Raw genomic sequence first — 11,977 nt, forward strand, 5'->3', positions numbered from 1 at the left:
ATATACATGAGTAACATAAATAGCGAAAACATAAACGGACTGCTGAAGACAATTCAAAATCTTTACCTATCTGATAATATTCCTTGGATGATTGGCTATTCAGGAGGGAAAGATAGCACAGCAACTGTTCAATTGGTGTGGATGGCTATAGAGGATCTTCCTGCATATCAAAGAACAAAGCCTATTCACATTATGAATACTGATACTTTGGTCGAATCCCCAGTAGTTTCTAAATGGGTTGAAAAGTCTTTGGAAGCTATGAAAGAAGCAGCTACAGCAAAGATGTTACCATTTATTCCGGAGAGATTAATGCCAGATTACAATAATACGTTCTGGGTAAATCTCATCGGTCGTGGTTATCCATTTCCACGGAGAAAGTATCGCTGGTGTACAGATCGCTTGAAAATACAACCGGTCAATTCATTTATTAAAAGTAAAATCGCCGAGCATGGAGAAATAATCCTGGTATTAGGAACAAGAAAGCAAGAAAGTTCAAGACGTGCTCGAACAATGGCAAACCTTGAAAAGAGAAGGGTTAGAGAATTATTAAGTCCAAATCCTACATTGGCGAACGAATTAGTGTTTTCTCCACTTGAATCGTGGTCAGATGATGACGTTTGGGTCTTCTTGATGCAGTACAAAAATCCATGGGGCTATTCTAATATGGATTTATTAACTATGTATCGTGGAGCAACAGCAGATAATGAATGCCCATTAATGGTAGACGACTCTCTTCCTTCATGCGGTAAAAGCAGATTCGGCTGCTGGGTTTGTACAATGGTCGAAAAGGATAAATCAATGGAGGCAATGATAGCGAACGATGATGAAAAGGAATGGATGACTCCATTGCTTGAATTTCGTAATGAATTTGGAGATGAAAAAGGGGATCGTGAAAGGCGTAGTTTCAGACGAATGCATGGTGATTTGCAGGGAAATTACGGAAGACTTTTTCACGGGCCATATAAGAAGGAAGTACGTGAACAATGGCTTAGAAGACTATTGGAAATACAAAAAAATATCAGACTCTCCGGACCAGAGGAATTCCACAATATTGAGTTGATTCGCAAAGAGGAATTACAGGCAATAAGAAGAATATGGGTATTTGAAAAGCACGAGTTTGATGACTCTCTTCCATTGATTTATGAAGAAGTATTAGGGATACCCTTTGAGGATCCTAGCTGGATCCATGAAGAAAACTTTGGAAGAGAAGAGTGGAATATTCTCAAATCTTTATGCGATGAGAGCTATGAAGATGAAGAGCTGGTTTTTGAGATGATGTACAAAATGATCGATATCGAAAACCATGCCACAGGGCTTAATCAAAGGAAAGGCATTATAGATTCGATAGAACGTGTCATTGGTCAAACTTTTTATAAGAATGAAGACGACGCCCAGAACTACTATTTTGAGAAGATGACCCGAAAGAAAGAAATGGGTGGACGTTATAACGAAAAATTCTTGGACTATATTCCTGCTGACGCTGATGAAAACGATGAAGATGCTGTAGGTGAATCGGAATGATTATCAAAAGACTAACCATGAACAATTTTGGCGTTTATGAAGGGGAAAACACTTTTGAGTTTTCTTATTCTTTGCCGGTGGTTTTAATAGGCGGCATGAATGGACGCGGGAAAACGACGTTCCTTGAAGCAATTCTCTTGGCGTTATATGGTGAAAATTCTAAAGCTTACAAGGAAAGCAAATATAAAACATATGGTCAGTATTTAAGATCGTACGTAAATAAAAATAGTTGGACTCAGCGCTGTTATGTTGAACTGGATTTTATCCTGAATGAACGTGATTCCGAAGAATATCTAATAAGAAGAGAATGGAATGCACTATCAAAAAGAACCAGTGAAACCTTAAGTGTTAAGCAGAATGGGAAGATTAATACATTCTTGACTAAAAACTGGCAGATGTTTGTTGAAAATATTCTTCCGAGTGCATTGTCGAGCTTTTACTTTTTTGATGGTGAGAAAATAGCAGAGCTAGCCGTAGATGACACTGATTCACAAATGAAGGAGTCCATTCGTGCAATGCTGGGCATCACGGTTTTAGATGTTCTCAAGAACGATTTGCTTCGAAGTGTGAGAAGAACAGAAAAAAACATCCAGGGAGACGATGTACCTGCTGAATTGAAAGAATGCAAAGCCGAGCAAGAAATGTTGACTGCGAAACTAACAGAGACAAAAAAAGAGGTTGAAGAATTAATCGAGTTAATAACCGACCAAATAGATAAAATAGAACTTCTTCATCAAGAATATGCGGTCAAAGGTGGAAATGCTCTTGAACAGCGACAATCTCTTATTCAAAAAAGAGCGGAGTTAACTGCGGAACTAGAACAAAATAATGGTACATTAATTGAACTTGCATCTGGTGAGCTTCCTTTGTTATTGGTCGAAAACCTTATTCGAGATATTAAATTGACAGCGGAAGACGAGCATGACGATTTGATTATGCAGCAAGCCTTTGGCCAGCTTGAGACTCTTTTATGTGAGTATAATAAGTTACACACTGAAGATGTTTCTGCAAATCAGAAGTTCGTTGATTTTGTAAAGGAACATACTTTTGAAAGTCAAACCACTCCAGTTTATAAACTGTCTGACCATGCGTTGTTCCAAGCAAACTCTTTGGCAGAAGATCTACTATCTCTAAAGAAGAAACAAACCATTGATGTGTTAGAAAGGAAACACATTTTAAAGCATCAGCTGGACGAAGTAGATAGTTATCTTTCACTGGATATTAATGAGAAAGAACTTAATGCAAAATTAGCTGAGATTAAAAAACAAGAGAAAGTTCTTGTAGAAATGCAGGTCAAAAAGACATCGCTTGATCAAAAGAGAGCTGAGCTTGAATCAAAATTAGCAATTAAGACATCTGAATACAATCGCATAGTTGAAAGATATTTGGCGGCGGTAGAGTTGACAGACGATGCTAAAAGACAATTAAAGTATTCAAGTATTGCACTTCAAATTATTGATAAATTCTCTGTTGAGCTTCAGAAAAGAAAAACCGGAGCTCTTGGAGAAACAATTACAGATTGCTATAAAAAGCTGGCAAATAAGAAAAATCTTATCAGCCAAATCAAAGTGGATCCTCAATCGCTTAGCCTAAGTTACATAGATAAACAGGGAAATCTCGTGGCAAAAGAGTCGTTATCGGCTGGAGAGAAGCAATTAATGGTTATCGCAATCTTGTGGGCATTGGCTATCTGTTCCGCAAAAAAACTTCCGGTGATCATTGATACACCATTGTCACGATTAGACTCGATGCACAGAAAGTCATTAGTCACAACATATTTTCCTAAGGCAAGTGATCAGACGATAATTCTCTCCACAGATTCTGAAATCGATAGATATTATTATGGCTTGATGAAAGATTATGTGGGTGATGAATTTACACTTGAGTACAATGAAGAAACTCAGAGTACGAAAATTTTAAAGGGGTATTTTCAAGGGAAATGATTATTAAACAAGTTCGCCTTTCGCAACAGGCAAAAGATCAACTTGCCAGACTAAAAGGAAAGACTGGCATTAAAAACTGGAATATTTTATGCAGATGGGCTTTGACATATTCTCTCGCAGAAAAGACGGTACCCACGGATATTCCTATTGTTAATGATAGCAATTTGGAAATGTCCTGGTTCACTTTTGGTGGAGACTATTACGAAATCTATGAGGCATTGATTAAGTCGTGGTGCATAAATATGGGATTGCCAACAGATGATGATACTGTATCAAAGTATTTTCGCCTGAATTTGGAAAGAGGTATCTCACATTTGTGCGGGACAGGCTTTATTAAAAACATTGAGGACTTAATCAATCTGGCTGTGAGGGAAAAGGTATGAGTATTTATCTGGATTACAATGCATCTTCTCCAATCGATACACGAGTATTAGATACAATGATGGATATATACAAGAATCACATTGGAAATGCAGATAGCCGTACACATAATCATGGTGATCAAGCCAGAGTAATAGTTGAAAATGCCAGGAAAGCAGTTGCTGGTTTATTAGGCATTTCATCCTCTGAAGTGTTTTTTACAAGTGGAGCCACAGAGAGTAATAATATTGCGATTCAAGGCTTAGAAGAATATGCGCTGAAAAGCGGAAAGAATCACATTATCACTACCTCTATAGAACATAAGGCAATTCTCGAAACTGTAAAATCAATGGTAAGAAGGGGATTTGAAATCGATATTGTTGATCCGGAGCCTACTGGTAGAGTAAGTATGGAGAAGATTATAGAGAGGGTTCGGGACAATACGCTTCTTGTAAGCGTAATGCATGTTAACAACGAGACAGGCATTATTCAGCCAATTGAGGAACTGGGCCGTGAATTAGGAAAAAGAGATATCCTGTTCCACATTGATGCAACACAAAGTTGTGGGAAACTTGTGCAGGAGTTAAGGAACGCAAAGTACAATATGCTTTCGTTTAGCGCGCACAAGCTAAAAGGACCACAGGGTGTTGGGGCGCTTGTCTTAAGACGCACTGGATATAAACTTCCTCCGGTCAAGGCTATTATGTATGGAGGACAACAGGAACATGGTATTCGTCCAGGAACAATTCCGGTTGCATTAGTTGGTGGTTGTGGCAAGGCCTGTGAAATTGCAGCAGACGAATACATGGATAACTCAAAAAAAATAAAAGAGATAAAGACTGCATTACTCGATTTACTAAATGAATCAGGGCTTTCCTATTCGTTTAATGGAGATCAGGAATATTGCTTAGATTCAACGGTTAATCTTTGCCTTCAAGGGGTTTCTTCGGAAGCGTTAATGCTTTCAACAAAAGAATACTGCAGCATATCTAATGGATCAGCATGTACTTCAAAAAGTTATGAACCAAGTTATGTGCTGAAGGCTATGGGAATCTCCAACGAGCAAATTGAGGATTCAATAAGGATTAGCTGGGGAGCTGATACAGATTTGGATGAGTTCAAAAAGCAATTTTCAAAATTGTTAGAGATGGCAAAAATACTTGTAAATTAAGGTGAATACCATGAAATTAAAACGTGAATTTGCTGATTTTTATAAAGAAATTAGGATTGATAGCGAGACTCATGCTCTAAAAGAGAAGAGAGAAATTTTAGAAGATGATATTAAATCAAAGCTCCCTGGCATTCTTGTGGATCACAATATCAGTATTAGTAAAACTGACATCAGAATGATTGATCAAGGTAGCTATAAGTACAACACTACGATTAAGGATGATATCGTTGATCGCGATGTAGCTGTTATGATTCCGCTGGATACTTCTACTAATTCAGATCCGCGAATAATCAAAGGATATTTACGTGATGCCATCAATATTTCGCCCCGTACGGTAGCAATTAAAGAGCCTTGTGTCAGGGCTTCGTATTATGAGAATGGAAAAGAATGGCTTCATATTGATTTACCTCTTTATGCAACAGACGGTAGTTGTGTCTATCTTGCAAGGGGAAAAGAGTTTAGCAACAGCTATTCTTGGGAAGATGCAGATCCGGATGGCTTAAACGATTATCTGTGTGGCCAGATCAATGGCAATGATCAGCTACGCAGAATCATATGCTTTATTAAAAAATGGCGGAATGAGCAGTATTCCGGATCAACGAATGATCATGAAGTTCCTCCGAGCATAGGGTTGACACTTCTTGCCTGCGACTGCTTTTCTGCACAATCCACGATTGAGGGAGACGATGACTTGCTTTCGTTGCAAAAGACAATGAAAGGCATTCTGGACAAGTTCACGTATACGGCAGACAGTAGCGGCAATCTGATAAAGACGATAACAAAATATCTTCCTGTAACTCCATATACGGACGTTTTTAAGAAGATGAAAGAAAGCAGCTCATACATAACAACGTTTTATAATCGACTTTCAAAAGCGGTTGATAATCTCACAAACGCTGTGAATGTTGAGTCCGCACACGATGCCGGCGAGTATGTTCAGAAGGTGTTGGGAGATAGTTTTACAGTTCCAGCCAAAGAAGCAGTTGCGGCATCTGCGCAAAACAAGCGAGAACATAGTTTTGGATAAGATATGACTGTTAAAGAGATTTTAGAATCATATGAGGAGATCACTGTAGAAGAGCAAGTTCTTGAAGGAGTGCTTTTCTTTACTCTGTTTGAGAAGAAATTCCTGTTTTTTGCTCCTGAGAAAGATGACCCTTCTTCGATGGCTACGGTATATCTTTACGATGACAATCTACTGGACTTTCCACATGTCATGCTCCGGGAAAACTCAATTATCGATGGAAAATACCTCCCAAATGGAACATATAGATGGATATGTCTTTTTGAACAAGAGAGCATAGTAAACACGATTGTTTCATATGAGGATAAGATTTTCGATTGCGTTGACCGGTTAATTGAACTGCTATCCATGACTTCAGTAGAGCGTGAAAGAGAATTTCAGAAAGAATTCATGTACTACTGGAACAGCGAATCTGCTGGAAATAACAAGGTCTCTGTATATTTAGAGCAAGCTACGCAATTCACAGAATTGGATGCGTTCTACGGCGAAAAAAAAGTCCGCTTAATTCAGAAAGGGCTAAATCTCTCCGATATAGACGACAGAGATAAGTCTGAGCGGAAATGGACTCATCATATTGAAAATGATGTGTTCTATATTCCAGTAACAGATAGCCGGGGCATTCTTCCACCGCACAGAGGTTACCAATGGACTGCGAATGAAGTGCAAAACATCGTTTACGGAAAGCAAATAGAACATATCAGCGACGACACATTTCAGTCGATTAAAAGCAAGGTCCCCAAAACGCAAGATGTTATTCTTGTTTTCGGAATGAGAACAGATCTTTCAAACGTTTATTTTGCCTTGAAAGTAAAGTGTAAGAACAGCAACAATCATACATTGCTAGAGAAATTACTCTCAGATATTGTAACGCTTGAGTCTCTCCCTACAGAGAGAAAGGATTACTCATATTTGTGTGAGCAAATAGGAAATGATATAGGATTGCTGAACAAAAGAATTTTACTTATTGGTGCTGGTTCTTTGGGAAGTTATGTCGCATTTGAGCTTGTGAAGAACGGTGCAAAGTACTTGAAGATATATGATGGCGACAAGTTTGAAGAAGAAAATGTTCTTCGTTGGGCATACGGAGGCATTGGCAAGGGCTCAAACAAAGCAACAACTATTCAGATTTTGCTAAAGTTGCTTCATCCAGAAATCAATATAGAAGTATGCGATGCAAATATAAGCGCGCATTCTCTGATGGAGGAAATCAGCAACAAGGATTTGATCATATTTACTATTGGAAGTAGCGACGAACAAATAAAACTGAATAGTGTATTAAAAAGAGCAAACTGTCCCATACCTGCAATCTTTGTTTGGCTTGAGGAAGGTGGAACTAATAGCCATATTCTATTTGTAAATTATCAGATGCCTGGATGTTTTGAATGTCTGTATACAGATTCAAACGGAGAACTTGTGAATAATAGAGCTAGGAAGAATTCATCGGCAGCTACGGAAAATAACATAATTCGAAATGGTTGTGGAGGTACAAGGGCTGCCTATGGAACAGCGATTCTTCTTAGAACAACAGCAGCCTTATTGGATGTAATACGAGATTATGATGAGCATAAGATTATGACGAATACTCTGATAGATATAACACCAGAAAGAATCACTATTTCTGACACGGAATTCCCGATGGAGGCATGTAATTGTTGTGGAGATACGGGCAAATAGCAAATGTGTAAAAATAGCTCTTCCGAATGGCAAAGTGGTTGACGTTCTCAGTCCAGTTATGGATGAAATTTGTAAATGGATCCAGGATGATTGTTCTAAGCCAGAAAGCGGTGGATATATAGTAGGATATCAACATGAACATACGGGAAATATTTCTTTAGAAGCTGTATCACATCCGCATCTTATGGATATAAAGAATCGCTTAAGATTTGATATAAGAGATCCACGGCATCAACTGTTCCTAAAAAAGGCCAAACGTCATAAGAGCTATTATATGGGCGTATGGCATACACATCCACAAACAATTCCGGTGCCGTCAGATATTGATTGGAATGACTGGAATGAAACCATCCACTCTGATAAGACAGGGTGCCAATATGTCTTTTTTGTCATTGCTGGTACTGATGAATGGCGACTATGGGTTGGGGATTTTATAACCGGAGAAATCCAGGAAGCTTTTGAATGTGAAAAAGATACGAACGGAATCTATATAAAAGAGAGCGTGTTGCAAGATGAAGAAACTTTGTGAAACGATTTCAAGTAACGGAAGACAGATATTAGAGATAATAGCTCTAATAATTGTGACTTCTATACCGTGGGTTGTTGATTTACAGGAGATATTCAAGGAGTATCTGACTAATCAGCCCATTTCTCCGGATGATTTTTTTTGGCAAGCCGCGCTTAGAATGGGCAAACCCGTCGCCTCTGTTATATTATTTTTTGCCGTTCTTATAGTAATAAGGAAGTTCAATCAGGGATTCGTTATGAATCGTAAGCGTGTATATCACGACTACTGTTATGCATGGTATTGGTTCTGTGCAAAAATCCTTGAAATTAAGAGCTGCGATTTAGTGCTCGTACCAATCCATATGCAATTCAAGTTGGTAATAAGAGCTACTTTTCAAGAATACCCACTGGATGAAACAGAATATCCGGTTGTTGAGAATGAATCAGACAGTAAAGTATTAGAAACGAATCAAGAGGATCCGACCAGGGAAATCAACCTTGTGTTGGAAGACACGTATGAAATTGAAGCGCGACAGATTCCGAAATCGAAACAAGGATATAGGACAATCAAGATCAGCAGAAACAGTGGCGCAGACAGTTCTCGTCATTTTAGCCAAAAATACATTGAGGCAATAATCAAGTGTATCAGAGACTTAAAGGGGAAAGTGTCAGTAAACGTGTATGCCACAACTAATCCAATGAATACAAAGCATATCGCAAAAAGAGCATTTGGTTTAGGTGAAAGAGGAAATGTTGAGCATCTCTATGTGTTCCAACAGAGTAAGGACGGAAGAAGACGCTTTGAGGAAAAAGGCAAAAAGATTTTCTGAGGATCTATCGGCAGGCATGTGAATATTCCGGATCCTGTTGAGCCATCTGTCCGGCGATAGAGAGCCACCCTTCCGGAGTGAGAGAGCCATCCGCCAGCAGTTTATTCCACGGTGCTCTTGACATGAGCCTCTGTCGCACATGAATGCCCGGCAATGCAGCAGATAGGCGCTTTCAGCCCTATTGCCGAGGCAGAAAGCCTATCATGTGCTACTCATGTAAAGAGCCTTTCGCGGCATAAAGCTGCTGGCTCTATGTCACCGGAACCGTGGCTCCACCGCCGCCGGACATGTGGCGCTGCCGAGCCGTAATATTCAGCATGCAAAGAAGTTTATCTTCAGAAGATTTGCTTGCTATGTTTGCATTAATAGAGGCTCGACGCCTACCGTATTATACATGAGGCTAAACCACCAGTCGGTTGTTCCCATGCCTTCCGGATGCTATGTTTTCCCCAAAGGAATATGAGCGGAATGGACAGGATCCGGAGCATGGTCATATAGAACGGCATATAACGAAGACAGAACGGAAGGAAACATTGTCTATGTCGTATGAGAAAAGCTGCCAGGATGCAGCAGGGGAAAAATTTTTGAGGTAGCGATTTTCCGCTTTTGGAATGAAAGTGCTAAGGACTCGGAGCTCTGGGATCTGTTCCAGAATGCCCGAGTCTTTTTCGCTGACACGGGAATATTTGCAAAAGTTGCACTGCGAGTACAACCTCGTGACGAATGGTGCATTCCACGTCAGTTCCGCCTCCAAGTATACCTTTTTATAATGGTGATAATCCAAGGAGAAGGAGGTGGTACCAATGCAAATTAAATATGATTTGGACAAAGTCGGCATTGGCAGCCGCCTTCAGGAAGAGCGCATTCGAGCAGGGCATACGCAGGAATCACTGGCGGAGGCCATGGGAATCACCGACAAATATATCAGTAAGGTGGAAAACGGGGCTGCGGCTCCATCCCTTTCGTACGTTATGAAGTTTTCCGACATTACCAGGACCGATGTTTGTTATCTGCTGCTGGGGATCAAAGCAAAGACTGATGTTACAGCAGCCAGCATGGTCATGGAAGCAACAGCGCCGTATGGCAAATCGCAAACCAAGTTGTCAAAGAAGGGTCAGAAGATCTGCGATGAGATGATGAAAAAGATCAAAGAGGTACTGGAAGAAAACAATATCTGACGTAAACGAAAGGTCTGCCAACGAACAAGAGTATCTGTTAGCTGGTAGTCTGATCATAGGAAAAGGATGTCCGCAGGACTGCCAGGTTTCAACAGGGTAGCTCTGCGGACTTTTTACATACCCATATATTGACATGAATTAACACATCAGGGAGGGGGTCAGAACATGCTCAGTAAACTATTCTCGAAAAAGCAGAGGACAGAGCCTCAGCTGGAGAAGCTAACCGGAGATTACCGGATGGTTCCTGAAGAGGACATGCGGCGCTATGAGTTTCAGGAGAAACTGTTTCGGACGATCGTGTCGGTTGAAGCAGATGCTCATAACGAAGAAAATCCCATGGCGATTGCTGTCCGTGTCATGAAGGCATGCTGTGATTTTTATGATGCTGACTGGTGCGGCATTCTGATTGCAGACCTGCAGACGCAGGTGTTCATTCCTGAGATCTGGTACGACTCGGAGATTGGACCGATGCAGGATACGCTGTTCAACGATATCGAATTTACGGAAGAATTTGCTACTTGGGCACAGCACCTGATTGAGCAGAAGCCGCTGATCATTCCGGATGTTGAACAGATCCGTGAGAGCAAACCGAAAGAGTATGAGGCATATCAGCGGTTGGAAGCCAGGTCGATCATGGGTGTTCCTTTTGGTCAGCATCCCTTGGGCTTCATGGTCATCCGTAACATGAAGCAGTATACGGACCGGCCGGAACCGCTGCAGCTTGCCTGCTTTGTTGCCATGATGATGTTGGAACAGATCCGGCGCACCAGAATGGAAAAGCTGACAAAGATGCATGATGAGGACGACGGCAGGTTCCGCATCCGCTATAACATCCTCGGACCGCATAATTTTGTAATTGACGGAAAAGAGATCTATGAACAGGATCTGCCGCATCCGAACCGGCGTGCATGGATCATCATGCTTTACATGGTTCTGCATAAGCGTCCGGTGGATCAGCAGAAGCTGATTGCCGACAACTGGCCGGATGAAGAAGTCGATACAGCCAGGAACAATATGCGGTAGGCGATCTTCCGGCTGCACAACGACCTGGCAGCGTATCATGACGTGAAGGTGATCGATACCAGAAGCAGGATGATGGATTTCTCCGGTGAAGTGAATGTGACAACAGATGCGGATGAGATGGAGGATCTTTATAATCGCGCAAAGAATCTGCCGGACGGGGATGACAAGATCATTCTTCTGAAGAAGGCCTTTGAGCTGTATCGCGGCAGACTGTTCATCCAGGGAGAGGATGACATCGGAACCTGGCTCTATGCATATACGACGCATTACAATCAGGTCTACGTCGATTTGACGTCGGCGCTGCTGACGACACTCGGTCATATCAAGGACTATCGCTGCATTATGGATTACGGGCCGAGAGCGCTGGAGATCGAGCCCGGCATTCTCACAGCCTACTACTGGATCATCATAGCGGCAGATGAAACAGGCAACAGTGTGGCACGGGAGAAGTTCCTCCAGAAAGCAGCTGAGGATCTGATCGATGAGGAAAATGAGAAGCTGATGAAGCTGCTGGCTCTGCAGAACCATATGAGCTGATTTCCTCATAAAAGTGCCGAGTAACAGGAAAGTAACAGACTGTGTAACGGCAAAGTAACAGGCAAAAAAGATTATTTTTGGAGTAACAGAATAGTAACGGCCTCTGTAGCAGGCCAAGTAACACCCGCCCGGTAGGGTAGCCAAGGCAAAAACAAAATGCTTTGGAAGCCTTAGAACGGACGGGTGATTTTTTGGAAGAAACATCGCAG

The 11,977-nt window shown here is 41.1% G+C and carries 11 protein-coding genes; all 11 read left to right on the forward strand.

From position 1 onward, the window contains the following. Positions 1 to 6: 6 nt before the first annotated feature. A complete protein-coding gene (gene dndC / locus HNQ43_RS00280) occupies positions 7 to 1,521 on the forward strand; it encodes a DNA phosphorothioation system sulfurtransferase DndC (protein ID WP_183373716.1) in 1,515 nt (504 codons plus the stop codon). After that, positions 1,518 to 3,464, forward strand: a complete 1,947-nt coding sequence (gene dndD, locus HNQ43_RS00285; protein ID WP_183373717.1) for a DNA sulfur modification protein DndD — start codon at positions 1,518 to 1,520, stop codon at positions 3,462 to 3,464. Before dndC ends, dndD begins: the two co-directional genes overlap by 4 nt. Then, positions 3,461 to 3,847 (forward strand): DNA sulfur modification protein DndE, encoded by a 387-nt coding sequence (dndE, locus tag HNQ43_RS00290; protein WP_183373718.1) that lies wholly within the window; start codon positions 3,461 to 3,463, stop codon positions 3,845 to 3,847. The genes dndD and dndE overlap by 4 nt, the downstream gene beginning before the upstream one ends. Beyond that, positions 3,844 to 4,995 (forward strand): cysteine desulfurase family protein, encoded by a 1,152-nt coding sequence (locus HNQ43_RS00295; protein ID WP_183373720.1) that lies wholly within the window; start codon positions 3,844 to 3,846, stop codon positions 4,993 to 4,995. The genes dndE and HNQ43_RS00295 overlap by 4 nt, the downstream gene beginning before the upstream one ends. A gap of 10 nt (positions 4,996 to 5,005) precedes the next feature. Then, a complete protein-coding gene (locus HNQ43_RS00300) occupies positions 5,006 to 6,022 on the forward strand; it encodes a cyclic GMP-AMP synthase DncV-like nucleotidyltransferase (protein WP_183373721.1) in 1,017 nt (338 codons plus the stop codon). Between the two features lie 3 nt (positions 6,023 to 6,025). Beyond that, positions 6,026 to 7,693, forward strand: a complete 1,668-nt coding sequence (locus tag HNQ43_RS00305) for a ThiF family adenylyltransferase (RefSeq protein WP_183373722.1) — start codon at positions 6,026 to 6,028, stop codon at positions 7,691 to 7,693. Between the two features lie 58 nt (positions 7,694 to 7,751). Then, positions 7,752 to 8,222 carry a Mov34/MPN/PAD-1 family protein gene (locus HNQ43_RS00310; RefSeq protein ID WP_183373723.1) on the forward strand — a complete coding sequence of 157 codons (471 nt, stop codon included), beginning with the start codon at positions 7,752 to 7,754 and terminating at the stop codon, positions 8,220 to 8,222. Continuing rightward, positions 8,206 to 9,030, forward strand: coding sequence for a hypothetical protein (locus tag HNQ43_RS00315; RefSeq protein ID WP_183373724.1), 825 nt, complete (start codon positions 8,206 to 8,208; stop codon positions 9,028 to 9,030). Before HNQ43_RS00310 ends, HNQ43_RS00315 begins: the two co-directional genes overlap by 17 nt. 803 nt (positions 9,031 to 9,833) lie before the next feature. Further along, a complete protein-coding gene (locus HNQ43_RS00320) occupies positions 9,834 to 10,208 on the forward strand; it encodes a helix-turn-helix domain-containing protein (protein ID WP_183373725.1) in 375 nt (124 codons plus the stop codon). A 165-nt stretch (positions 10,209 to 10,373) separates the two neighbouring features. After that, positions 10,374 to 11,231 (forward strand): AfsR/SARP family transcriptional regulator, encoded by an 858-nt coding sequence (locus HNQ43_RS00325; protein WP_183373726.1) that lies wholly within the window; start codon positions 10,374 to 10,376, stop codon positions 11,229 to 11,231. 42 nt (positions 11,232 to 11,273) lie between these two features. Beyond that, positions 11,274 to 11,768: a bacterial transcriptional activator domain-containing protein gene (locus tag HNQ43_RS00330; protein ID WP_183373727.1), complete on the forward strand. Its 495-nt coding sequence runs from the start codon at positions 11,274 to 11,276 to the stop codon at positions 11,766 to 11,768. Positions 11,769 to 11,977 lie beyond the last annotated feature (209 nt).

This window comes from Faecalicoccus acidiformans, assembly GCF_014202635.1.
GTDB lineage: Bacteria > Bacillota_I > Bacilli_A > Erysipelotrichales > Erysipelotrichaceae > Faecalicoccus > Faecalicoccus acidiformans.

What these genes read in the sequence shown, in the direction of transcription:
- HNQ43_RS00315 (WP_183373724.1), top strand. Translation starts at nt 8,206, where the DNA reads ATGAAGAAACTTTGTGAAACGATTTCAAGTAACGGAAGACAGATATTA.
- HNQ43_RS00305 (WP_183373722.1), top strand. Translation starts at nt 6,026, where the DNA reads ATGACTGTTAAAGAGATTTTAGAATCATATGAGGAGATCACTGTAGAA.
- HNQ43_RS00320 (WP_183373725.1), top strand. Translation starts at nt 9,834, where the DNA reads ATGCAAATTAAATATGATTTGGACAAAGTCGGCATTGGCAGCCGCCTT.
- HNQ43_RS00295 (WP_183373720.1), top strand. Translation starts at nt 3,844, where the DNA reads ATGAGTATTTATCTGGATTACAATGCATCTTCTCCAATCGATACACGA.
- dndE (WP_183373718.1), top strand. Translation starts at nt 3,461, where the DNA reads ATGATTATTAAACAAGTTCGCCTTTCGCAACAGGCAAAAGATCAACTT.
- HNQ43_RS00310 (WP_183373723.1), top strand. Translation starts at nt 7,752, where the DNA reads ATGGATGAAATTTGTAAATGGATCCAGGATGATTGTTCTAAGCCAGAA.
- HNQ43_RS00325 (WP_183373726.1), top strand. Translation starts at nt 10,374, where the DNA reads ATGCTCAGTAAACTATTCTCGAAAAAGCAGAGGACAGAGCCTCAGCTG.
- HNQ43_RS00300 (WP_183373721.1), top strand. Translation starts at nt 5,006, where the DNA reads ATGAAATTAAAACGTGAATTTGCTGATTTTTATAAAGAAATTAGGATT.
- dndC (WP_183373716.1), top strand. Translation starts at nt 7, where the DNA reads ATGAGTAACATAAATAGCGAAAACATAAACGGACTGCTGAAGACAATT.
- dndD (WP_183373717.1), top strand. Translation starts at nt 1,518, where the DNA reads ATGATTATCAAAAGACTAACCATGAACAATTTTGGCGTTTATGAAGGG.